Below are 23064 nucleotides of genomic sequence, written 5' to 3' on the forward strand. Positions count from 1 at the left end.
CATAATTAAGCACAGGCGTAGTATGGTACTTAGACAGATTACAAGCTGACAAAAACAACAAAGGCCGCATTCGCGGCCTTTGTTTCGTTACTCAACTCAGAAAATTACTTTTTCTTCGCTTTCGGGTTTGGCAGGTCGGTGATTGAGCCTTCGTACATCTCGGCGGCTAAGCCGATAGACTCGTTCAGCGTTGGGTGAGCATGGATAGTTAACGCGATATCTTCGGCGTCGGCACCCATTTCTACTGCTAAGCAGATTTCGCCCAGCATTTCACCGGCGTTGATACCCACAATAGCGCCACCCAGAATACGGTGGGTTTCTTTGTCGAAAATTAGCTTGGTGAAGCCTTCAGTGCGGGCTGAAGCGATAGCACGGCCTGACGCTGCCCATGGGAAGGTAGCGGTTTCAATTTTTAAGCCCTGCTCTTTGGCTTCTTTCTCGGTAACGCCGGTCCAGGCCATTTCCGGGTCGGTGTAAGCTACTGACGGAATGCAGCGCGGGTCGAAGTAGTGCTTCTGGCCGGCAATCACTTCAGCCGCTACGTGGCCTTCGTGTACTGCTTTGTGCGCTAACATCGGTTGGCCGATAACATCACCGATAGCATAGATATGGCCAACGTTGGTACGCAGTTGCTTATCAACATTGATAAAACCGCGCTCGTCTACGTTAACACCGGCTTTGGCGGCATCTAACAGCGCACCGTTTGGCTTACGGCCAACGGCAACCAGAATTTTGTCGTAACGTACAGCTTTTTCCGGCGCGTTTTTGCCTTCAAAAGTAACGTATAAACCGTCTTTTTTCGCTTCTACGCCAACAACTTTGGTAGACAACATAATGTTGTAGTTGTCTTTGTTGTACTTGGTGTAGGCTTTAACGATATCAGCATCAGCTGCTGGCACTAACTGATCAGCAAATTCTACTACTGACACTTTAGAACCCAGCGCACGGTATACAGTGCCCATTTCCAGGCCAATAATACCGCCACCTAATACCAGCATTTCGCCAGGAATGTCTTTTAATTCCAGCGCACCGGTTGAATCGATAATACGGTCGTCATCTTTTGGAATAAACGGCAGTGATACCGGCTCTGAACCTGCAGCAATAATGGCGTGTTCAAACGTAATAGTGGTGTCGCCAACCTGTAAGGTGTTCGCGCCGGTAAATTTACCGTAGCCGGTAACTACCTTAACTTTACGCATTTTCGACATACCGGCCAGGCCGTTAGTCAGCTGGCCGACTACTTTGTCTTTCCAGCTACGAACTTTGTCTAAATCAATTTTCGGCTCACCAAAGGTTACGCCGTGTGATGCCATATCGCGGGCATCGTCAATCACCTTAGCAACGTGTAATAAGGCTTTAGATGGGATACAACCCACGTTTAAACACACGCCGCCTAAAGTGCTGCGCGCTTCAACCAGAGTAACTTCTAAGCCTAAGTCTGCCGCACGAAATGCTGCAGAATAACCACCAGGGCCTGCGCCCACAACTACTACCTGAGTTTTGATATCGTTGCTCATCGTATTACCTTTCTTTATCAGTTCAGAGTACTGACAACAGCATGTAGGGCACGGCTGTCAGGCGAAAAAAGTGGCAGAATTTTAACATCCTGCCTGAGCGATGTCCCGTAACTTTTCCGTACGGGACACAAAATTCGCTCTTAGCTAAACATTACATAATGATCTGGCGAATATCGGCCAGATAGCTGGCCAGCGTCGCGGTAAAGCGTGCTGCCAGGGCGCCGTCGATAACACGGTGATCATAAGACATACTTAGCGGCAACATCAGCTTGGGTTCAAACTCTTTACCGTTCCATTTCGGCTTAATGTCTGATTTCGACACACCTAATATGGCGACTTCCGGCGCATTTACAATAGGCGTAAACGCCGTACCGCCAATGCCACCTAAGCTTGATATGGTAAAGCAGCCGCCCTGCATATCGGCAGAAGTTAACTTACCTTCGCGCGCTTTTACCGAAATATCCTGTAACTCGCGTGACAGCTCGATAATGCCTTTTTTGTTTACATCTTTTACTACCGGTACAACCAGGCCGTTTGGCGTGTCTACCGCTATACCTAAGTGCACGTATTTTTTCAGGATCAGGCTTTGGCCATCTTCTGACAGTGAACTACAGAAGGTTGGGAATTCTTCCAGCGCCTTAGCCACCGCTTTCATAATAAACACCAGCGGGGTGTACTTAACGCCAAGTTTTTTCTTCTCGGCAAGTGCATTTTGCTCTTTACGGAAGTCTTCCAGCCCGGTGATATCGGCTTCGTCGAACTGGGTAACATGCGGAATACGCACCCAGTTACGATGTAAATTGTTGCCGGATAACTTCTGAATGCGCGACAGTGGCTTGCTTTCTACTTCACCGAACTTGGCAAAATCGACTTTTGGCCAGGCGATTAGATCAAAGCCCATGCTATTGCCTGCGCCAGAGCCTGCAGCTGCGCCGCTTTCAACCTGCTTAACCAGTTGCTTAACGTAGTTTTGCACGTCTTCTTTTACTACGCGGTTTTTACGGCCGGTGCCTTTAACCTTAGCCAGGTTAATGCCAAATTCACGCGCTAAACGGCGGATAACCGGTGACGCATGGGCATAGGCGCTGTTTTCAACAAAGCCATCATTTGACGCAGGTGCTGCTTCAGCTTTCGCTGCCGGAGCTTCGGTTTTCGTTTCAGCTTTTGTTTCGGCTTTACTTTCAGCTTTTGGCGCTTCAGCGTCTGCCGCCGGCGCAGCATCGGCAGAACCTGTGGTTTCAAATACCATAATCAGGCTGCCGGTAGATACCTTATCGCCAACGCTGATTTTAATTTCTTTAACCTTACCGGCAAATGGCGCCGGTACTTCCATACTGGCTTTGTCGCCTTCCACGCTAAGCAGTGACTGATCTTCGCTTACCGTGTCGCCTACTTTTACCATAATTTCAGTAACTTCAACGGCGTCACCACCAATATCCGGTACTTTTACGTCTTGTACGCTGGCGGTTTTGCTTTCAGCTTTGGCTTCAGTTTTACTTTCAGCCTTGCTGTCTGCTTTTGCTTCTTCCTTTGCCGGTGCGGCGTCGGCTTTGGCCGCGCCTCCACCTTCAAAGGTCATAATCAGGCTGCCGGTTTTAACCTTATCGCCTACTTTTACTTTAATTTCTTTTACTACACCGGCGTCATTGGCCGGTACTTCCATAGAAGCCTTGTCACCTTCAACGCTGAGCAGTGATTGGTCGGCAGCCACTTTGTCGCCTACCTTCACCAGAATTTCGGTTACTTCAACTTCATCAGCACCAATATCCGGTACATGAATTTCAATAGTCATGTGTAATCCTCTTATGCGTACAGCGGGTTGGTTTTGCCGCTGTCGATGCCGAATTTCTTAATCGCATCTGTCACTACGGTTTTCTTCAACTCGCCCTGCTTCACCAGCTCGCTCAGTGCGGCCACTACGATATAACCGGCGTTCACTTCAAAGTGGCGGCGCAGGTTTTCACGGCTGTCAGAACGGCCAAAACCGTCGGTGCCCAGCACCTTGTAAGACGTAGCCGGAATAAAGGCACGTACCTGATCGGCATAGTTTTTCATATAGTCGGTTGCAGCAATGGCTGGCGATTTGTTCATTACCGTAGCAATGTATGGCGTTTTAGCCTTGGCATCCGGGTTTAGCATGTTAAAGCGCTCGGCGTCCTGGCCATCACGCGCCAGTTCATTAAACGAGGTTACTGAGTACACGTCAGACGCTACGCCGTAATCCTTGCTTAAAATTTCTGCCGCTTTGCGCACTTCATTTAAAATGGTGCCCGAGCCCAGCAACTGTACCTTGCCGCGATCGCCATTTAAGCTTTCCAGCTTGTAAATACCACGGCGGATACCTTCTTCGGCGCCTTTTGGCATAGCCGGGTGATGGTAGTTTTCATTCATTACGGTAATGTAGTAATAAATGTTTTCCTGATCTTTACCGTACATACGGCGAATACCGTCTTGCATGATAACCGCCAGCTCGAAGGCGTAGGTTGGGTCATACGAAATACAGTTTGGTACTGTGCCAGCCAGAATATGGCTGTGGCCGTCTTCGTGTTGTAAACCTTCGCCGTTCAGCGTAGTACGGCCCGCAGTAGCGCCTAACAGGAAGCCACGTGCTTGTTGATCACCGGCCAGCCAGGCCATATCACCCACGCGCTGGAAACCAAACATTGAGTAATAGATGTAAAACGGGATCATCGGTAAGTCGTTAGTGCTGTACGACGTTGCCGCAGCGACCCAGGACGACATCGCGCCCAGCTCGTTAATGCCTTCCTGCAGTACCTGACCACCGACGTCTTCTTTGTAGTAGCTAACTACTGAGCGGTCTTCCGGCGTGTAGTTCTGGCCGCCCGGGTTATAAATACCGATTTGGCGGAACAAGCCTTCCATACCAAAGGTACGGGCTTCGTCGGCAATAATCGGCACAATTTGCTTACCGATATGCTCGTCTTTCAGCAGAATATTCAGTGCCCGCACATAGGCCATGGTGGTAGAAATTTCGCGTTTTTGCTCTTCTAATAAACCATCAAAGGCGCTTAATTCCGGCAGTGTTAATGGCTTGGTAAAGTTAGGCAGACGTACCGGCGTATAACCGTGCAATGCTTTGCGCCGTGCGTGCATATATTCCAGCTCTGGTGAACCTTCAGGCAGCTTAATATATGGCAGTTCGGCTGCCTGCTCTTCGGTAATATAGTCTTCCAGGCCTAAACGCTGGCGCAGTTGCAGCACATGCGTCATGTCCATTTTCTTCACCTGGTGGGCAATGTTTTTACCTTCTGCCGCTTCACCCATACCGTAACCTTTAACCGTTTTAGCTAAAATAACAGTAGGTTTGTCGGTGCAGGCCTGCGCCGCTTTAAAGGCAGCAAACAGTTTAGATGGCTCATGGCCGCCGCGTTTTAAGGCAAAAATTTCTTCGTCGGTCATATCAGCAACCAGTGCTGCGGTTTCCGGGTAACGGCCGAAGAAGTGCTTACGCACATAGGCACCGTCGTTAGCTTTGTAAGTCTGGTAGTCACCGTCGATAGTTTCGTTCATCAGCTGTAACAGCTTACCGGTGGTGTCTTTAGCCAGCAGTTTGTCCCAACCACGGCCCCATACTACTTTAATTACGTTCCAGCCGGCGCCGCGGAACAAACCTTCCAGTTCCTGGATAATTTTACCGTTACCCATTACCGGGCCATCTAAGCGCTGCAGGTTACAGTTAATTAAGTAACACAGGTTGCCCAGCTTCTCACGGGCAGCAAAGCTTACCGCACCGCGTGATTCCGGCTCGTCCATCTCGCCATCGCCCAAAAAGGCATAAACGCGCTGTGCGCTGGTGTCTTTTAAACCACGGCCGTGTAAATACTTTAAAAACCGCGCCTGATAAATAGAAGCAATAGGGCCCAGGCCCATAGACACGGTAGGAAACTGCCAAAACTCCGGCATTAATTTCGGGTGCGGGTAGCTGGATAAGCCTTTGCCGTCTACTTCCTGGCGGAAGCTGTCCAGTTGCTCTGCCGTTAAGCGGCCCTCAACAAAAGCACGGGCATAAATACCCGGTGAAATATGGCCCTGATAATACACTAAATCGCCGCCGTCTTTTTCGTTTGGCGCGCGGAAGAAGTGGTTAAAACAGGTTTCATAAAACGCCGCAGAAGACTGGTAAGACGCCATATGGCCGCCTAAATCAAGCTCTTTTTTCGAGCCGCGCAGTACGATCATAATGGCATTCCAGCGGATCACCGAGCGGATACGTCGTTCCAGGTTAACATCGCCAGGGTAAGCCGGCTCTTGCTGCGGTGGAATGGTGTTAATGTAGTTGGTAGTAACACCGGTAGGCATAGCAACGCCCTCTAACCGGGCTTGCTCCAATACCTGCTCCAGCAGGAACTGTGCCCGCTCTACCCCTTCAGTGCGAACAACCGATTCCAGCGCTTCAAGCCACTCTTTGGTTTCCAGAGCGTCGATGTCAACTTTACTGACTTCAGACATATCGAGGTTTCCTTTGGTTATGCACGCCTGTGTTTTAAATGCACAGCTGCGTTAAAAATAATGATCAACCTTGTTGGGTGCGCCGTAACGAGCGTTCAATACGCGAGCGCTCTTTACCCACATCCAGCAAAGCTTCTTCGATAAAGGCCAGATGGCCATTACTGGCCTGGCGCGCCTTCTCCGGCTCACCATTTATGACCGCTTGCATCAGCCGTTGCCGATGCGAATTCAGCTGGCCGACTATGCCTTCCTTCTGCTGCAGGGTTTCCAGGTTAACCCGGATATTCTGCTCCACCAGTGGCGTTAAGCCGCGCACTAAATGCAGTAAAACCACATTATGTGACGCCTCTGCCACTGCTAAATAAAAACTACCTACCGCTTTGGCTTCAGCGTCCAGATCATTTAACTGCTGTGCATCACAAATAGCATCATAGTGGTGCTTAATCTGGTCAAAATCGGCCGTTGTGCCACGCAATGCGGCGTAATAAGCACATATGCCTTCCAGCGCATGGCGAAATTCCAGTAAATCAAACTGCGATTCAGGATGGCGTGCTATTAATTCAAACAGTGGATCGGTAAGGCCGGCGGTCATATTGTCGCACACATAGGTGCCACCACCCTGACGGCGGCTGATCAGGCCTTTGGCTTCCAGCTTTTGAATGGCCTCGCGCAATGACGGCCGCGACACGGCAAACATTTGCGCTAAATCACGCTCGGGAGGCAGCTTTTGCCCCGGTGCAAAACTGCCCTCCAGCAACATGTTTTCCAGTTGCTCGACAATGCGATCAGAGAGTTTAGCCGGTTTAATTTTAAAATCTGCCATGCCGTGCTGTGGTTTCCCGTTGGCTGCAAGCCTTTTGTAAATTGGTATTACCAATTTATTTTTAGTGCCGATAAGGTAACAGTTTCTGCTTAGCAAGTAAATAAAGCAGAGATTACCGGCAAAGGCAAAAGCAGAAAATAGTTAGAGTAATAACTCAGTGTAAAGTGGCTAATAAAGCTGCTGAAAAAATTGGTCTGACCAGAATTGAAATATTGGGAGCGGTAGGTTACAACAGCCACATCGCAGCCACAGACCACTTTCGCGCCAGCGAAGGCGGGCAAGTCATTCGCAGGGAGCGAATGGCGTAAGCATAGCTGGGTTGAGGGCAGGACGCCCGAAACCCCGCTGTGGCGAGTAAGTGGCTTTTGCAACCGGTGGGCTACCCACCAGCAAAGGTCAGAAAAAATGTCCTTAGCGCAAGCGCGCTAAGGAGTACCATCGTTGCCCAGCCAAATTACCCCAACCAGCCGGTTAAGGTTAAAATAGCCGTAAAGGCTAAAAAGAACAGCATATTACGTTTAGCCAGCTGCACCATATAGCTGGTGTCGTCCAGCGTATTAATGCTTTCAGCCGGCAATGGCTCTGCGGCTGTAGCAACATCTACTACTACCTGCTCATTGCTGGCGGTAAAATCAAGAAAGTAGCCCAGCAAGGCGGTAGACGCGCGGGAGAAATGCCCCACCAGCGCAAACCCCAAACCAAATAACCGTGCCGGAAACCAGTTAGCCCAGTGCGCCACATAATGTACTGCTTTGTTGTCGCCGCCCAGGCAGGCGGCGTAATTGGCGGCGTCTTCTTCTGCTACAGCTTCCTGTAAATGCCGCACCAGAGCATAAGTAATTACACCAAAAGCACCCAACAGTAAAAACCAGAACACCACAGCGGCATAATAGCGAAAATTCAGCCAGATCAGTAACTGGCCATAACTGCTTTGCTCGCGTGTGCTACCCATATCAGTGCGTATTTGCTGCATGGTAATAAAAGCTGCTTCTTCGTCGCCTCTGTCCATCGCATTTAAATACTGCTTATACAGCTGGCGGTAATGCCAGCAACCAATAGCCACCAACAATAGCAGGGTGTTAACCACTAAGCTCAGTAAATGGCTGTCTACCAAACACAGCACCAACATTACCAGCGCGCCGGGCAGTGCAAGCCACAAATATTGCCCCAGGCTATGCGCAGATAACTTGCTTAACGCCGACCCGGCGGTAAAGCGCACATAAGCACGGCAATAGCCGCTGGCTTGCCATTTATTGCTGCGCACAGCCAGGCGCTCAATAATTAATGCCAGCAACATACTGATTAACGTCATTTAGAAAACTCCTTGATCGCACTTTTTATCTTATTGCGGTAGCGCATCCAGTCAAAAGCGATGCCGGGGTCGGTTTTACGCCCCGGCGCAATATCACAATGGCCAACAATACGGTCTGGCGTAATAGCCGGATGTTGCTGCATTAAAAAATATGTCAGCGTAATAAGGCTCTGATATTGCTGCTCAGTATAAGGCAAATTGTCTGTGCCTTCTAATTCAATACCAATGGAAAAATCGTTACAGCGTTCGCGGCCATCAAACTGGCTTACGCCGGCATGCCAGGCGCGCTGGGTAAAAGGTACGTAGTTAAAAATGCGGCCATCGCGCCAGATCACGCAGTGCGCCGACACTCTAAGCCCCCGCAAACCGGCAAAGCTGCTATGCGCGCTGCAATCTAAGTTACCCATAAATAAGGCGTCAACAAAGCTTTGCTCGGGTGCGGCAGCAAACTGCCCGGCCGGCAGGCTGATATTATGAATAACCAGTAAACTGATGGTTTCAGCATCCGGGCGCGCATCACAATGCGGGCTGGGGCGGGTTAACATGGCTGGCGGTTTAGCGCTCATCAGAAGTTTTGCCTTTGCAGGTCTGTGCCAGTAAGCTATGGGCCTATTGTCAATGCTGGAGCCTTTTAATGCAAGCGCCTGAGCCCACGAACAAATATGGTAAGACCTTTGCTATTATCGCCTGGCTTATTTTAATGGCGCTGCTGTTTGTATTTTTTCAGGACACCATCAGCAAGCAGCTTAACCCCAACCAACAGTTAAGCAGTGTGCAGGGCAGCGCCGGTGAAGTACGCACCGTGCTTATCCGTAATAAAAGCGGCCACTACGTTGGCACGGCTCTGGTTAATAACAGCCCGGTCGACTTTATGCTGGACACTGGCGCTACCACTGTTGCCATAGCAGCCAGCGCGGCAGAAAAACTCGGTATGCCGTTTGGTGCAGCTATACAGGTAAACACCGCCAATGGCTTAACCACTGCTTATCGCAGCCGCATTGACCAACTACAACTGGGCGACATAGTGCTGACCAATATTCCCGCCAGCATTGTGCCCAACCTTAGCGGTACCGAGATATTGCTGGGCATGAGCGCGCTTAAACAGTTAGAATTCCACCAACAGGGCAACCAGCTCACCCTGATCCAGCATAACTAAAAACGAGCACCACTAACTTTTGTACACACTATGATTATGCCAACTGATATGCCAACTGATTACTCAACACTGCTGCAGCAGGAAATTATCCGCTCGGTATCTAATGCTTTGGCAGAAGATTTAGGCTTTTTACCGCTTAGCGAAGGCGATATTACCGCTTCGCTGATACCGCAAAGCCAGCAGGCCACAGCTACCATTATTACCCGTGAAAACTGCGTAGTATGCGGCACCGCCTTTGCCGATGAAGTATTTCGCCAGTTAGGTAACGACGTTAAACTGCAATGGCAGGTAACAGACGGCGATAAGGTACCAGCCAATACCATCCTGTGTACCTTAAGTGGCCCGGCGCGCATATTACTCACCGGCGAGCGTACCGCGCTTAATTTTCTGCAACTGTTAAGCGGCACCGCCACCACTACCGCGCACTATGTGCAGTTTTTACACGGTAGCAATACCCGCCTGCTGGATACCCGTAAAACCCTGCCCGGCCTGCGCTTTGCACAAAAATACGCGGTAACTACCGGTGGCGGCAAAAACCACCGTATTGGCCTGTTTGATGCATTTTTAATTAAAGAAAACCATATCGCCGCGGCAGGCTCTATTGCTAAGGCGGTTGCCAGCGCCCGGCAGAACTTCCCCGGTAAACCGGTAGAAGTAGAAACCGAAAACCTGCACGAGCTGCAACAAGCACTTAACGCCGGCGCCGATATTATTATGCTGGATAACTTCAGCACAGCCGATATTGTGCAGGCCGTTAGCATTAATAACGGCCAGGCCAAACTGGAAGTGTCGGGTAATATTACCAGCGAGCGCCTGACAGAACTGGCCACCACCGGAGTAGATTACATCTCCAGCGGGGCGTTAACCAAACATGTGCAGGCGATAGATTTATCAATGCGGCTTAATATTAAAGCTGTTTAATATCACGCATTAAGTTTAATCGCAGGTTCAGTTGTTGCTGGTTAAACTTATTGCTCCTTGTTACAGTCACAGCTGTAATCAACCCCAGAGTTTACCCAACTACCATGCAGTTAACCGGTAAAGTGGTGTTCTGGCGCGACGATAAAGGCTTTGGCTTTGTGGTATGCGATCAGACCCAGCAAAAACTGTTTTTCCATATCCGCGATCATGCCGGCACCGAAGGCCGTCCGCAAATGGGTGACACACTGCAATTTAGCGTAAAACAGGATAAACAAAGCCGTGACATTGCCGCCCCCTGGCAATTTGCTACCGCCAAAACCACCACATCAGCACCGCCATATAAAGCCACCGTGCACTCTGACAGCCTCAGCATTCAATACGCTAACCAGATAGCCCTGCTGTTTCGTATCAGTTTTCTTATAGCCGTTATTATCGCCCTGCTGTTTGGCCGCCTGCTGTATATTTTGCCGCTGCTATACCTTGAAGCCAGCTTATTTACCTACTGGCTATACAAAACCGATAAAGAAGCCGCCATCGCCCGCCACGGCAACCGTCTTACTGAAGAAAGCCTGCAGCTATTTAGCTTAATTGGTGGCTGGCCCGGTGCTTATCTTGCCCAGCAACAACTGGCACACAAACGCAGCAAACAATCGTTCAGGCGTGAATTTGGCTTTGTTATTTTGGGTAATACCTTACTGGTTATCTGGCTGTTATCGCCCTGGGGGGAGCAATTTTTAGCCCGTATGGCACTTTGGGCCGGGTAAGATGCAGTAAAACTGGCCTGGCTTGCCGCAAACACTTCACCACAAGAGCAGCGATTAAAAGAACAGCTATTAATTGCTGCCATATACCGCACGGTAATTGAAATATGGCTTCCGATAAAAACCTGCATAGCAGTGGCCAGCAACTTTGGCCAATAAACAGCAACCCCACTACTTTATTTCCGCCAAACTTCCCGGCCTTTATTACCTGATAAATGCACTATACTGTCGATGGTTACACAGTAAATTGCGATAAGTAAAAACGGATTTAGCTGCGTAATCACTTTATTAGAGCTGTAAAACTAGTACTTTATTACTAATAAATATGGCGACAACCTTTATTAGAAACAACTAAAATCTGTTTTAATTTAATTAGTTATGCATTTAAATTAAATTTAGCTACATTTCACTTGCGGCTCTAAATAAATTGCTCAAAATAGCATCTAGCCTTAAAGGCTAAATAAAAAATCAGGAGAAGTTAAAATGAAACGTACACAACAAGGTTTTACCTTAATTGAATTAATGATCGTAGTAGCGATCATCGGTATTTTGGCTGCAGTAGCATTGCCAGCTTACCGTGAATATGTAGCCACCTCTTATGGTGGTCAGGCAATGAAAGGTATCTCTGCTTATGTAAGCAAAATGCAAGCTTGCGTTCAAACCGGCATTGGTTGTGAGACATTAAACAGCGAAGTTACTGCCGATCCAAAAATTGCCTCTACCGCAGCAATCGCTGAAGCTGTGGATGGTGATTTAATTTGGACGAACCAAGGTTGCATATTGACAGCTGATTTAACCGCTGCCGGTGTGTTAACTTATTCCATGGCTGGCGTAGGCACAACTACTGTCGAACAATGCGAAAAAGGTGCAGGCTTAGACAGCTAATGTCTACCTGACTGAAAAGCACTTCGCTAAGCGAAGTGCTTTTTTCTTTACCCAACGGCGTAACTTAAAAGTGCATAACCTCCGCATAAAATACCTTAAGCCCATTTTTTACCTGCTTATTTTACCCAATGTATTTTTATTCTCAGTAGCGGCTTATCTTAACCTCGGCAGGTCACCGGTTAATATTGATTATTTATTTGCAGCGTTATTTGTTTATTCACGTGTTCCGATTATTGGTTATGTTGCTTTTGCTGTATTTTTATTACTGGATGTTTTAGCGCTGGTAGTACAGGTATTCCAATTCGCACGACTTGATCATCTAATGTATTTGTCTAGCTTTTTGCCCGAAGCACCTGTGGCTTATCAGATTGCTACTGCCTGTACCGTGCTCTGGCTGATCTTTTTTATGTTTTATGCAGTAACACTACGTAAAAATACAAATTTAACTCAAGCGTTGGCGCTATTTAATATCGCGCTTGGTATATATACCATAGGTGTCTATTCAGCGCCTGCCGATAATACTGAACGTATCTGGCGCATAGATAATGCTGCATTTGTTGGCAGCCCAACACTGCATACCGTTAAACACCGCACCAGACTGTTTCATCAATACTTTTACGCCGATGGAGAGGCATTTAGCAAATATATCCCTCCAAGTGCTACCAGCGAAAACGCCTCTACGTTTGGTTATAACGATGATGAGAAGCTACTATTAATTATAAATGAATCATGGGGAGTAACGGCCAACCCAGGTATTACTGAGCAACTGCTTCAGTCTGTCGTTCATCTAAATGAGCATGTAACAGAAATTGATTCGGGACAAATAAACTTTACCGGCGCCACGGTTGCAGGTGAGCTGCGTGAATTGTGTCAATTATCCCCCAATCATTTTAATTTAAAAGACGTCACCGCCGGGTTTGAAAACTGTCTTCCTAATAAACTTAAACAGCGTGGCTACACTACTTCCGCTTTTCATGCTGCGTCTGGCGTGATGTATGACAGAATCTACTGGTATAGCCAAGCAGGATTCCAGAATAGTAACTTTTTTGAAAACTTTGAATGGTCACGGCGCTGTTACTCTTATCCCGGCGGCTGTGATTTTGAGCTGATCAATAAGGTTGTCGAAGAGCTGGCAAACCCCGGTAAAAGATTTGCCTACTGGCTAACATTAAATTCTCATGCCATTTATGATGAAAGAGATTTAATCACCAACCAGTTCGATTGCCAACGCTTTGCTGTAGACCCAAGTACACAGTCATGCCGAAATTTAAAACTGCAGGCGCAATTCTTTTATGTTCTGGCGCAGCAAATAGCTGAACACAAACTGCAGGGTGTTAGAGTTATTGTGGTGTCAGATCACGCACCTGTAATAACCGATAAGAAGGAAAAAAATACCTACTTTGTTGACAATCGCATTAACTGGGTGAGTTTTAAAGTGGCTGCATACTAATCTTTGGAGGAACCTTGGGGGGCAGATCCAATTGTTAATGACCTTCGGGGTCAAATCCATATTACAAAAGCCAGCTAAACATGCTGGCTTTTTCTTTTAATGCCATGCCACGCCACACCCTTGAACCACAACTTAATGATGTGTATATTTAATACACAACTCCGCGGCGGGATACAACTATGTTAGGCACTGGCCCTGAAGCAACTCACAAAAAACGCACAAATCTCTCTATCGACAGTCAGTTATTGCAAGAGGCAAAACAACTGGGTATTAATGTGTCGCAATCCGCCGAGGCCGGGCTTGCACAAGCAGTTAGTCAGCAAAAACAGCAGCGCTGGCTGCAAGAGAACAACCAGGCAATTGAAAGCTCAAACGATTTTGTTGCCCATCATGGCTTACCGCTCGCACAGTACCAGCATTTCTAATGGCTCGCTTTGACGTTTATCTATCAGGTAGCCCTGGCCTTTTACTTGATGTCCAGACAAATTTATTAGCAGGCCTGAACACCCGAGTGGTTGTACCTCTATTACCTCTGGGCACAGCGCCAAAAGCAGCGAAACGCTTAAACCCTATTTTTGACATTGAAAATCAATCGTATCTGATGGCGACTCAGTTTATGGCAGCCATTCCAGAAACCGAGTTAAAGCAGAAAATAGGCAGCCTGATTGAGCAGCAACAGGAAGTATCCGAAGCACTGGATATGCTGCTTGTTGGTTTCTAGAACCTTTAGAATCTTCGTAACCTTCGGGGGCAACTCCAGATGTTACAGACTATTAAACCACCTTTTTACTACAACTGTCCCTTAGCCGCTGTTTAACTTGAATAACCGGCATTTAGTGGCATAATCAAGCAATTCAGAAAAATCTTATTAGCAAAATCAGGATGTTTTCGTTTAATGGCCGTTACCACTACCTCAACTCTTTTTAGGCGCCTGGTACAACTGGGTTTGCTAAATAGCGAACGTGCCACTAAAGCGGTAGCCGACAAAGGTGGCCAGTATAAAAACCTGCCTGAATTACTGATTAACGAAAAGCTTATTACCGCCACAGTATTAGCGCAGGCTGCCGCCAGCATTAGCCAGGCAATTAGCCTGGATTTGGAACACTATGACGCGACAAGTATTCCAGAAGACTTACGTAACGAAAAACTGATCCGTAAAACCGATATGCTGCCGCTGGGTAAACGTGGCCGTAATATTTTTTTGGCAGTGGTCGACCCTACCAATATTCAAACCATTGAAGATTTTGAATTTAACACCGGCTTAAATGCCGAGGTAGTGGTAGTTGAATACGACAAACTGCATAAGCTAATTGATAAAATATTTGATAGCAGCCTGGGCGGTGACTTTGCCGAAAGTGACTGGGATTTAGGCTCTATGGGCATCGTTGAAACCGACGACGATGACGGCCCGGGCGCTATGCCCGATAAAGAAGACCAGCCGATCATTGCCTTTATTAATAAAATGCTGCTGGATGCCATACGCAAAGGCGCGTCCGACTTACACTTTGAACCCTACGAAAAAATTTACCGCATTCGCTTTCGTATTGACGGCATTTTACATGAAGTTGCCAACCCGCCGGTGGCACTGGCTACCCGGTTATCAGCCCGGTTAAAGGTTATGTCGCGGCTGGATATTGCCGAAAAGCGCGTACCGCAGGATGGCCGCATTAAATTAAAGTTGTCGGCGAAAAAGTCGATTGATTTTCGTGTTAGCACCCTGCCCACCTTGTGGGGCGAAAAAGTGGTAATGCGTATTCTGGATTCTGACAGCGCCATGCTGGGCATAGATATATTAGGTTATGAAGAACATCAGAAAAAGCTGTATTTAGAAGCGCTGGCCCAGCCACAGGGTATGATTTTAGTAACCGGCCCGACAGGCTCTGGTAAAACGGTATCGCTGTATACCGGTTTGGCTATTTTAAATACCAGCGAAACTAATATTTCTACCGCTGAAGACCCGGTAGAAATTAACCTGCCCGGCGTGAACCAGGTACAGGTTAACCCGCGCGCAGGCTTAACCTTTGCATCGGCGTTAAAAGCCTTTTTACGGCAAGACCCCGACGTAGTAATGGTTGGTGAGGTACGCGATTTAGAAACTGCCGAAATTGCCATTAAAGCCGCACAAACCGGCCACCTGGTGTTATCTACCCTGCACACTAACTCGGCACCGGAAACCCTTACCCGTTTACTGAATATGGGCGTGCCGTCTTATAACGTGGCAAGCTCAGTGTCGTTAATTATTGCCCAGCGCCTGGCGCGGCGGCTATGTAGTTACTGCAAGCAACAAGAAATACTGCCCGAGCAGGAACTGCTAAAGCAGGGCTTTACACCACAGCAACTGCCAACAGTTAAAGTGTTTAAACCTGTAGGTTGCGACCACTGCACCAATGGTTACAAAGGCAGGGTAGGTATTTATGAAGTCATGCCGGTGAGCGGCAAAATGGCCGATATTATTATGCAGGGCGGTAACTCGCTGGATATTGCTACCCAGGCCCAGTTAGAAGGGGTAAATAACCTGCGCCAGTCTGGCCTTATTAAAGCGGCAGCCGGTTTAACCAGCCTGGCCGAAATAAACAGGGTGACAAAAGGCTGACGCTGGCGCTGAGTGGTTAATGCTTAGTGTTTAGTGGTGAGTGTTTAGTTGTGAGTGATAAGTGATAGCAGATTTTGACTTTTATGCGCTAAGGCGCTGCAACAGGAAACCAACATGGCTCAGGCACAACAATTTAAAATAAAAGAGCTGGAAGCATTTACCTATAAAGGCGTTAACCGGCGCGGTAAAAAAGTTGACGGTGAAATAAAAGGCACCAGTATTGCCGAAGTAAAAGCGCTGCTGCGCCAACAGGGTATTACCCCGTCAGGCGTAAAGAAAAAGCCTAAATCGTTATTTGGCGACGGTAAAAAAATTACCGCGTTGGATATTGCTATTTTTACCCGGCAAATTGCCACTATGCTGGGCGCCGGGGTACCACTGGTACAATCGATCGACTTAATTGCCAATGGCGCGGAAAATAAAAGCCTGCGCACTTTAATGCAAAAAATTTCGGTTAAAGTTCAGGCCGGTTTGCCCTTATCAGAAACCCTGCGCGAGCACCCAAAATACTTTGATGAATTATACTGCGATTTAGTGAAATCGGGCGAAGCCTCGGGCGCGTTAGATGCCATTTTTGACCGCTTAGCCATTTATAAAGAAAAGGCCGAAGCGCTAAAATCTAAAATTAAAAAGGCAATGTTTTACCCGATAGCCGTTTTAGTGATAGCCGGTATAGTCACTTCTATTTTACTTGTTTTTGTCGTGCCGCAGTTTGCCGAAATTTTTGCTGGCTTTGGTGCCGAATTACCCGCCTTTACGCAGTTTGTACTGGGTATTTCCGAGCTGATGCAGGCTTATTGGTGGGTAGTGCTGGTAGGTTTGATAGCCACTTTTTTTATAGTTAAAAAAGCTTATGGTAGTAACCTGACGTTTCGTACCTGGGCAGACGGGCTTATTATTAAACTGCCGGTAATCGGCAATATTTTAAATAAAGCCGCGGTAGCGCGTTATGCCCGCACGCTATCTACCACCTTTGCTGCCGGTGTGCCGTTAATTGAAGCGCTGGAGTCAGCCGCTGGCGCCTCGGGCAACGAGGTGTATAAGAATGCCATTTTATTTATTCGTGAAGAAGTCTCCTCCGGTAACCAGATGCATATAGCTATGAAACAAACTAAGCAGTTCCCGGAAATGGTGATCCAAATGGTGGCCATTGGTGAGGAATCCGGCGCGTTAGACAGTATGCTGGCCAAAGTGGCTAATATTTATGAGCAGGAAGTAGACGACGCCGTAGATGGTTTAACAGCGCTACTGGAGCCAATGATAATGGCGGTACTGGGTGTGGTAATAGGCGGCCTGATTATTGCCATGTATTTACCAATTTTCAAGATGGGTTCAATAATCTGATGCAGCAGTTAACAGAATTATTCAGCCTGTACCCGGCGTTATTTATTACTGCCACGGCAATATTAAGCCTGATTATTGGCAGTTTTTTAAATGTGGTAATTTACCGCTTGCCAAAGATGATGGAAAACGAATGGCAGCAAGAATATAAAGCCTATTTTTTATCTGCTGCTACAGCCGCAGCACCGGCTAAGTTTAACCTGGCGGTGCCGCGCTCAAGCTGCCCCAGCTGTAATTCACCGGTGTTGGCGCGTGACAATATCCCCGTACTTAGCTGGTTGCTGCTAAAAGGCAAATGCCGCAGTTGCAGCACACCAATAAGCATACGCTACCCGGTGGTAGAAGCCTTAACCGCGGTACTGTCGGCGTTAGTGGCCTGGAAGCTGGGTTTTGGTTTGCCTGCCGCGGTGCTGATAGTTACCACCTGGACACTTATCGCCCTTACCTTTATTGATATAGATAAAATGCTGTTGCCTGATCAGCTAACCCTGCCATTGCTGTGGCTGGCGCTGTTATTCAGCCTTAGTAGTTCAGCCTTTGTTAATCCGGGGCAGGCTATTGTTGGCGCCGCTGCCGGTTACCTCAGTTTATGGAGCGTATACTGGCTGTTTAAATTGCTTACCGGCAAAGAGGGCATGGGCTACGGCGACTTTAAGTTGCTGGCTGTTTTTGGTGCCCTGCTGGGCTGGCAACAATTACCGCTTATTATTCTACTGTCGTCCTGTGTGGGTGCCATAGTAGGCGTAATATTGCTAAGTGTGCAGGGTAAAAACAAAGCTACTCCGATACCCTTTGGCCCTTATATTGCCGCTGCCGGCTGGATAGCCCTGTTATGGGGCGAGCAAATAACAAGTGCGTATTTACGCTATTTAGGCCTGTAATGTCAGCTGTTGTTGTTGGCCTTACCGGTGGCATTGGTTGTGGTAAAAGCACGGTAACAGAGCTGTTTGCCAGCCATGGCGTACAATATGTAGACGCCGACATTGTAGCGCGTGAAGTCGTGATGCCCGGTACGCCGTGCCTGGCAGCCATAAGCGCGCATTTTGGTGCAGATATTTTGCAAACCAATGGCGAGCTTAACCGCGCCAGTTTACGCCAGCGTGTATTTAGTAACAGTGCAGACAAACTCTGGTTAGAGCAACTGTTACACCCGGCGATACGGCAGGAATTATTAACGCAACTGGCCGCGCTGACATCGCCTTATGCGTTATTAGTGGCGCCTTTGCTTTTAGAGAATAAACTTAACCAGTATGTGCAGCGGGTACTGGTGATAGATTTACCCGAAAGCCTGCAGCTACAACGTGCCATGGCGCGTGACAGCGCCAACGAGCAGCAGATAAAAGCCATTATGGCGGCGCAAATTTCGCGGCCAGAGCGGCTAAAACTGGCTGATGATATTATTAAAAACGACAGCAGTATTGCTGATTTAACTCCCCGCGTTGCCGCCTTGCATCAACAGTATCTGCAACTGGCCGCCGCACAGTAAACGGGGCCTTCAGTCTGCTGTCACAACAGGTGTGATACAGCAAACTCATGACAGAACTTATCTACGAACATCCGCTTAATGAGAAACTGCGCACTTATCTGCGTCTGGAATATTTACTGGCACAGCTGCACAACCTCAACGATCTGGATTCTGAGTGGCAGCAACAGGCATTCTTTAATGCGCTGTTTGATCTGGTAGAAGTGCTGGACCGCAACGATATTCGCCCCGATTTAATCAAAGACTGCGAGCGCTGTGAAAGCGCACTGGTGGCCTGGGCTAATCACCCTTCGGTGTCTGGCGACAAGCTAAAACCGGTACTGCAAAAGGCGGTGCGCTTACAAAGCGAGCTGCTGCGCAGCGGCAAGTTTGTCGGTAACTTAAAAGAAGATAAGTTTCTGGCACCACTACGCCAGCGTTTTTCTATTCCCGGTGGCACCTGCTATTTTGATGTACCCCAATTGCACTACTGGTTTAACTTACCACTGGAACAACGCCAGCAAATGGCCGCCGGCTGGTGCCATGAATTTGGCCTGCTGTTAGAGGCAATAAGCTTTGTGTTAGGTTTTAGCCGGGAAAAAGGCCAGTTTACTGCTGTCGTTGCCGATAACGGTTTTTATCAAAGCAATACTGATCAGCACGAGTTACTGCGTATCCGCTATCCGATAGACGCAGGAGTTTACCCTACCGTGAGTGGCAATAAGTACCGCTATGCTATCCGCTTTATGCAGCTGTGTGATGACGCCGGGCGCAGCAACAGCGACCAAAGCATCAGCTTCGAGCTGGCCTGCTGCTAACAGTAAGCATCTTTGCTGTAAGTTGCCGTGCCGTGACAGCCTGAAAATGCTAACATTGGCGCAAATTAAGCCGGAGCTCACGCATGAATGTAAAATGCCCAACCTGTGATAAAGATGTAGTCTGGTCGGCTGCTTCACCGTTTCGCCCTTTTTGTTCTGAGCGCTGTAAATTAATTGATTTAGGCGATTGGGCAGCAGAAAACCACCGCATACCCGACAAAGCGCCGATAGACGCGGCCTTGTCAGAAGAATATCTGGCCGAGCTGGAACAAGAATTTATCGCGCAGGATAATGAGTTTTTTAAGCATTAAGCCGCTAACCAACAAGCTGGCGTTACGGCGATATTACTCTGGCGCAAATAACTGCTGAATACGCGCGACGATTGGCTGGTTAGCATCCGGAAACGGAATTTCTGTTAGCTCTGCCACTGTCGCCCAGCGCAGTGGCTGGCCTTCACGGCCGTGCGGTTCGCCGCTAAATTCGGTTACCAGCCAAATATCCAGCAGCACGGTTTTTTCCGGATAAGCGTATTCTAACTGCATTAATGGGCTGCTTTGGCTAACACTTATTGCCACCTCTTCCTGCAGCTCACGGTTAAGCGCCTGCGGCACTGTTTCGCCCGCCTCTACCTTACCACCGGGAAACTCCCATTTGCCGCCCTGATGCTGTTTGCTGCTGCGCAGCGCCAGTAAAATTTGTTGCTGGCGTACTATTACGCCAACCGCCACATGCACGACTTTATTTTGCACTGTTGTTTGCATTATTACCTACCTGCCTGACACCAAAACAAAAGAGTCAGCCTAAGCTGACTCTGTATTGATACTGTTGTGTAACAGTTAAACCAGTTTACCGTGGCACTGCTTATACTTTTTACCTGAGCCACAAGGACAAGGGTCGTTACGGCCTACTTTATCCTGGTCACGAAATACCGGAGCGCGTGGGGCATCCTCTGGGATCTCGCCACCAACATGCTCTGCTTCTGCGTGCTGGTAATCGTGCGGTACCGCATCGGCTTTACGGCGTTGGTCTTCTACGGCTTCTACGTCTTCTGCTGCACGTACCTGCACGCGGCTTAATACGCCGACAACGTCAACTTTCAGGTTTTCCAGCATGGTAGAAAACAGTTCAAAGGCCTCGCGCTTGTATTCCTGTTTTGGGTTCTTCTGGGCATAACCGCGCAGGTTAATGCCCTGACGCAGATGGTCCATCGCTGCCAGATGCTCTTTCCAGTGCGTGTCCAGGCTTTGCAGCATAATGGCTTTTTCAAACTGACGCAGTACCTGCGGGCCAACCATTTGTTCTTTATGGCTGTAGGCCTGCTCAACTTCCTGCTGAATACGCTCGCGCAGTTTTTCCTCGAACAGTTTTTTGTCGTCAGCCAGCCATTGCGTAATAGGCAGCTCAAGGTTGAAATCGGCTTTTAAACGTTGCTCTAAACCCGGTATATCCCACATTTCGTCAAGCGACTGTGGCGGAATATACTGGCTGATCACGCCTTCGATAACATCTGTACGGATAGCGCTAATGGTTTCGCTGATATCGGTAGCGTCCAGTAGTTCATTACGTTGCTCGTACACAACTTTACGCTGATCGTTGGCAACATCGTCAAATTCAAGCAGTTGTTTACGAATATCAAAGTTACGCGCTTCTACTTTACGCTGCGCGTTTTCAATGGCGCGGCTCACCCATGGGTGTTCAATGGCTTCGCCTTTTTCCATGCCCAGGCGGCGCATCATGCCTGCCATACGATCTGAAGCAAAAATACGCATCAACGCATCGTCCAGCGACAGATAAAAACGGCTGGAACCCGGATCGCCCTGGCGGCCTGAACGACCACGTAACTGGTTGTCGATACGGCGTGATTCGTGGCGCTCAGTACCGATAATATGCAAACCACCAGAACTGATCACGGCATCGTGCTGCACCTGCCAGTCGGCTTTAACTTTAGCAATTTGCTCAGCACTGGCGTCTTCACCCAGTGCAGTCAGTTCAGCTTGTAAACTGCCCCCCAACACAATATCAGTACCACGACCGGCCATATTGGTGGCGATAGTTACCGTACCTGGCTGACCGGCCTGAGCAATAATCTGGGCTTCGTTGGCGTGGAATTTGGCGTTTAACACCTGGTGTTTAATTTTGGCTTTGTTAAGCAGGCCGGATAAATACTCTGAGCTTTCAATTGAAGCCGTACCTACCAGCACCGGACGGCCGGCATCACGGGTTTGAATAATGTCTTCAATAATGGCCTGGTATTTATCTTCGGCATTTAAATACACCAAATCGGCCATATCTTTACGAACCATAGGCCGGTTAGTTGGCAATACTATAGTTTCCAGGCCATAAATTTGCTGGAATTCAAAGGCTTCGGTATCTGCAGTACCTGTCATGCCCGACAGTTTGTCGTACAGACGGAAATAATTCTGGAAGGTAATAGAGGCAAGCGTTTGGTTTTCGTTCTGAATTTTCATCCCTTCTTTGGCTTCTACTGCCTGGTGTAAACCTTCAGACCAGCGGCGGCCTTCCATAGTACGGCCGGTATGTTCATCAACAATAACGATGTCGCCGTCTTTTACTACGTAATCCACATCGCGCTTAAACAGCTGGTGCGCACGTAAGGCCGCATACACATGGTGCAACAAGGTAATATTAGCAGCAGAGAACAGAGTGTCGTGCTCGCCTATCATACCTTGCTCGCGCAGCATGTCTTCTACTTTAATCTGGCCTTGTTCAGTTAAATATACCTGACGGGCTTTTTCATCTACGGTGAAGTGGCCATCGCCATGCGCGCCCTCTTCGTCTTCTTTTTCTTGCTTAACTAACTGCGGTACCAGCAGGTTAATTTGTTTGTACAGTTCTGAGCTGTCTTCGGCCGGGCCAGAGATAATAAGTGGGGTACGGGCTTCGTCAATTAAGATTGAATCCACTTCATCGATAATGGCAAACGCCTGATCACGCTGCACGCGGTCCTGCGGTGAAAATGCCATATTGTCGCGCAGGTAATCAAAGCCAAACTCGTTGTTAGTGCCGTAGGTAATATCAGCGGCGTAAGCTTTGTGCTTTTCAGGGTGCGCCATGCCAGGTACGTTAACGCCAACGCTTAAACCAAGGAAAGAAAATAACGGCGCGTTAGTTTGGGCGTCGCGCCGGGCCAGATAGTCGTTTACGGTAATAACATGTACGCCTTTACCGCTTAACGCATTTAGATAAGCCGGCAAGGTGGCCGTTAAGGTTTTACCTTCACCGGTACGCATTTCAGCAATTTTGCCCTGATGCAGCACAATACCGCCCAGCAATTGCACATCAAAGTGGCGCATGCCAAATACACGCTTACTGGCTTCACGCACAGTGGCAAAGGCTTGCGGCAAAATGCTTTCAAGCGTGCTGCCATTGGCCAGTTGCTGTTTAAATTCTGCGGTTTTTTGTTTCAGCTGGTCGTCGGATAAGGCTTCAAGTTCTGCCTCTAACGCATTGATCTGCTGTACTTGTTTTTCTAGTTTTTTTAAGAAGCGGTCGTTGCGGCTACCAAATAATTTGGTAAAAAGTTTTCCAAACATT

General features: G+C 48.3%; 21 protein-coding genes. 13 read left to right on the forward strand and 8 right to left on the reverse strand.

Annotated features, from left to right (window positions below):
* Positions 1-104: 104 nt before the first annotated feature.
* From lpdA to ampD, 6 genes are all read right to left on the reverse strand, one after another.
* Complete coding sequence (lpdA, locus tag AR688_RS10915) at positions 105-1517, reverse strand: dihydrolipoyl dehydrogenase (protein WP_068233268.1); 1413 nt, start codon at positions 1515-1517, stop codon at positions 105-107.
* A 151-nt stretch (positions 1518-1668) separates the two neighbouring features.
* Complete coding sequence (aceF, locus tag AR688_RS10920; protein ID WP_082694747.1) at positions 1669-3309, reverse strand: pyruvate dehydrogenase complex dihydrolipoyllysine-residue acetyltransferase; 1641 nt, start codon at positions 3307-3309, stop codon at positions 1669-1671.
* An 11-nt stretch (positions 3310-3320) separates the two neighbouring features.
* Entirely contained in the window at positions 3321-5987 is a 2667-nt protein-coding gene (aceE, locus tag AR688_RS10925; RefSeq protein ID WP_068233270.1) for a pyruvate dehydrogenase (acetyl-transferring), homodimeric type, read from the reverse strand.
* A gap of 64 nt (positions 5988-6051) precedes the next feature.
* The gene (gene pdhR, locus AR688_RS10930) at positions 6052-6810 is read right to left on the reverse strand and encodes a pyruvate dehydrogenase complex transcriptional repressor PdhR (RefSeq protein WP_068233272.1); all 759 of its coding nucleotides are present in this window, start codon (positions 6808-6810) and stop codon (positions 6052-6054) included.
* Between the two features lie 454 nt (positions 6811-7264).
* Positions 7265-8122, reverse strand: coding sequence for a regulatory signaling modulator protein AmpE (gene ampE, locus AR688_RS10935; RefSeq protein WP_068233278.1), 858 nt, complete (start codon positions 8120-8122; stop codon positions 7265-7267).
* The gene (gene ampD, locus AR688_RS10940; protein ID WP_068233286.1) at positions 8119-8688 is read right to left on the reverse strand and encodes a 1,6-anhydro-N-acetylmuramyl-L-alanine amidase AmpD; all 570 of its coding nucleotides are present in this window, start codon (positions 8686-8688) and stop codon (positions 8119-8121) included. Before ampD ends, ampE begins: the two co-directional genes overlap by 4 nt.
* Before the next feature lie 68 nt (positions 8689-8756).
* Between ampD and AR688_RS10945 the strand changes: the two genes are divergently transcribed.
* The 13 genes from AR688_RS10945 (at position 8757) to yacG (ending at position 19820) form a co-directional block, all read left to right on the forward strand.
* Positions 8757-9278, forward strand: coding sequence for a retropepsin-like aspartic protease family protein (locus tag AR688_RS10945; RefSeq protein WP_068233291.1), 522 nt, complete (start codon positions 8757-8759; stop codon positions 9276-9278).
* A gap of 36 nt (positions 9279-9314) precedes the next feature.
* The gene (nadC, locus tag AR688_RS10950; protein WP_082694762.1) at positions 9315-10199 is read left to right on the forward strand and encodes a carboxylating nicotinate-nucleotide diphosphorylase; all 885 of its coding nucleotides are present in this window, start codon (positions 9315-9317) and stop codon (positions 10197-10199) included.
* A 104-nt stretch (positions 10200-10303) separates the two neighbouring features.
* Positions 10304-10963, forward strand: a complete 660-nt coding sequence (locus tag AR688_RS10955; protein ID WP_068233294.1) for a DUF1294 domain-containing protein — start codon at positions 10304-10306, stop codon at positions 10961-10963.
* A 480-nt stretch (positions 10964-11443) separates the two neighbouring features.
* The gene (locus tag AR688_RS20620; RefSeq protein ID WP_068233297.1) at positions 11444-11845 is read left to right on the forward strand and encodes a prepilin-type N-terminal cleavage/methylation domain-containing protein; all 402 of its coding nucleotides are present in this window, start codon (positions 11444-11446) and stop codon (positions 11843-11845) included.
* A gap of 70 nt (positions 11846-11915) precedes the next feature.
* Positions 11916-13295 (forward strand): sulfatase-like hydrolase/transferase, encoded by a 1380-nt coding sequence (locus AR688_RS10965; RefSeq protein ID WP_068233300.1) that lies wholly within the window; start codon positions 11916-11918, stop codon positions 13293-13295.
* 179 nt (positions 13296-13474) lie between these two features.
* The gene (locus AR688_RS10970; protein ID WP_068233306.1) at positions 13475-13720 is read left to right on the forward strand and encodes a type II toxin-antitoxin system CcdA family antitoxin; all 246 of its coding nucleotides are present in this window, start codon (positions 13475-13477) and stop codon (positions 13718-13720) included.
* Positions 13720-14016: a CcdB family protein gene (locus AR688_RS10975; RefSeq protein WP_068233308.1), complete on the forward strand. Its 297-nt coding sequence runs from the start codon at positions 13720-13722 to the stop codon at positions 14014-14016. The genes AR688_RS10970 and AR688_RS10975 overlap by 1 nt, the downstream gene beginning before the upstream one ends.
* Before the next feature lie 174 nt (positions 14017-14190).
* Positions 14191-15888: a type IV-A pilus assembly ATPase PilB gene (gene pilB / locus AR688_RS10980; RefSeq protein WP_068233311.1), complete on the forward strand. Its 1698-nt coding sequence runs from the start codon at positions 14191-14193 to the stop codon at positions 15886-15888.
* Between the two features lie 114 nt (positions 15889-16002).
* Positions 16003-17232, forward strand: a complete 1230-nt coding sequence (locus AR688_RS10985; protein ID WP_068233319.1) for a type II secretion system F family protein — start codon at positions 16003-16005, stop codon at positions 17230-17232.
* Positions 17232-18110, forward strand: a complete 879-nt coding sequence (locus AR688_RS10990; protein WP_068233322.1) for a prepilin peptidase — start codon at positions 17232-17234, stop codon at positions 18108-18110. The genes AR688_RS10985 and AR688_RS10990 overlap by 1 nt, the downstream gene beginning before the upstream one ends.
* Positions 18110-18715: a dephospho-CoA kinase gene (gene coaE / locus AR688_RS10995; protein WP_068233325.1), complete on the forward strand. Its 606-nt coding sequence runs from the start codon at positions 18110-18112 to the stop codon at positions 18713-18715. The genes AR688_RS10990 and coaE overlap by 1 nt, the downstream gene beginning before the upstream one ends.
* A gap of 47 nt (positions 18716-18762) precedes the next feature.
* Positions 18763-19509 carry a cell division protein ZapD gene (zapD, locus tag AR688_RS11000; RefSeq protein WP_068233326.1) on the forward strand — a complete coding sequence of 249 codons (747 nt, stop codon included), beginning with the start codon at positions 18763-18765 and terminating at the stop codon, positions 19507-19509.
* Between the two features lie 83 nt (positions 19510-19592).
* Positions 19593-19820, forward strand: coding sequence for a DNA gyrase inhibitor YacG (yacG, locus tag AR688_RS11005; protein WP_068233327.1), 228 nt, complete (start codon positions 19593-19595; stop codon positions 19818-19820).
* 33 nt (positions 19821-19853) lie between these two features.
* On the opposite strand, the gene mutT is transcribed toward yacG, so the two are convergent.
* Positions 19854-20270, reverse strand: coding sequence for an 8-oxo-dGTP diphosphatase MutT (mutT, locus tag AR688_RS11010; protein ID WP_068233330.1), 417 nt, complete (start codon positions 20268-20270; stop codon positions 19854-19856).
* Between the two features lie 75 nt (positions 20271-20345).
* Positions 20346-23063, reverse strand: coding sequence for a preprotein translocase subunit SecA (gene secA / locus AR688_RS11015; protein WP_068233333.1), 2718 nt, complete (start codon positions 23061-23063; stop codon positions 20346-20348).
* Position 23064: the final 1 nt, after the last annotated feature.

The sequence above is a fragment of the Rheinheimera sp. EpRS3 genome (genome assembly GCF_001513785.1).
Classification (GTDB): Bacteria; Pseudomonadota; Gammaproteobacteria; order Enterobacterales; family Alteromonadaceae; genus Alishewanella.

Bases quoted from the DNA above. Each gene is read 5' to 3' on its own strand.
- AR688_RS10945 (WP_068233291.1), top strand. From the start codon at position 8,757: ATGCAAGCGCCTGAGCCCACGAACAAATATGGTAAGACCTTTGCTATT.
- AR688_RS10985 (WP_068233319.1), top strand. From the start codon at position 16,003: ATGGCTCAGGCACAACAATTTAAAATAAAAGAGCTGGAAGCATTTACC.
- yacG (WP_068233327.1), top strand. From the start codon at position 19,593: ATGAATGTAAAATGCCCAACCTGTGATAAAGATGTAGTCTGGTCGGCT.
- aceF (WP_082694747.1), bottom strand. From the start codon at position 3,309: ATGACTATTGAAATTCATGTACCGGATATTGGTGCTGATGAAGTTGAA.
- AR688_RS20620 (WP_068233297.1), top strand. From the start codon at position 11,444: ATGAAACGTACACAACAAGGTTTTACCTTAATTGAATTAATGATCGTA.
- lpdA (WP_068233268.1), bottom strand. From the start codon at position 1,517: ATGAGCAACGATATCAAAACTCAGGTAGTAGTTGTGGGCGCAGGCCCT.
- mutT (WP_068233330.1), bottom strand. From the start codon at position 20,270: ATGCAAACAACAGTGCAAAATAAAGTCGTGCATGTGGCGGTTGGCGTA.
- AR688_RS10975 (WP_068233308.1), top strand. From the start codon at position 13,720: ATGGCTCGCTTTGACGTTTATCTATCAGGTAGCCCTGGCCTTTTACTT.
- secA (WP_068233333.1), bottom strand. From the start codon at position 23,063: ATGTTTGGAAAACTTTTTACCAAATTATTTGGTAGCCGCAACGACCGC.
- pdhR (WP_068233272.1), bottom strand. From the start codon at position 6,810: ATGGCAGATTTTAAAATTAAACCGGCTAAACTCTCTGATCGCATTGTC.
- zapD (WP_068233326.1), top strand. From the start codon at position 18,763: ATGACAGAACTTATCTACGAACATCCGCTTAATGAGAAACTGCGCACT.
- aceE (WP_068233270.1), bottom strand. From the start codon at position 5,987: ATGTCTGAAGTCAGTAAAGTTGACATCGACGCTCTGGAAACCAAAGAG.
- AR688_RS10955 (WP_068233294.1), top strand. From the start codon at position 10,304: ATGCAGTTAACCGGTAAAGTGGTGTTCTGGCGCGACGATAAAGGCTTT.
- ampE (WP_068233278.1), bottom strand. From the start codon at position 8,122: ATGACGTTAATCAGTATGTTGCTGGCATTAATTATTGAGCGCCTGGCT.
- AR688_RS10970 (WP_068233306.1), top strand. From the start codon at position 13,475: ATGTTAGGCACTGGCCCTGAAGCAACTCACAAAAAACGCACAAATCTC.
- pilB (WP_068233311.1), top strand. From the start codon at position 14,191: ATGGCCGTTACCACTACCTCAACTCTTTTTAGGCGCCTGGTACAACTG.
- coaE (WP_068233325.1), top strand. From the start codon at position 18,110: ATGTCAGCTGTTGTTGTTGGCCTTACCGGTGGCATTGGTTGTGGTAAA.
- nadC (WP_082694762.1), top strand. From the start codon at position 9,315: ATGCCAACTGATATGCCAACTGATTACTCAACACTGCTGCAGCAGGAA.
- ampD (WP_068233286.1), bottom strand. From the start codon at position 8,688: ATGAGCGCTAAACCGCCAGCCATGTTAACCCGCCCCAGCCCGCATTGT.
- AR688_RS10990 (WP_068233322.1), top strand. From the start codon at position 17,232: ATGCAGCAGTTAACAGAATTATTCAGCCTGTACCCGGCGTTATTTATT.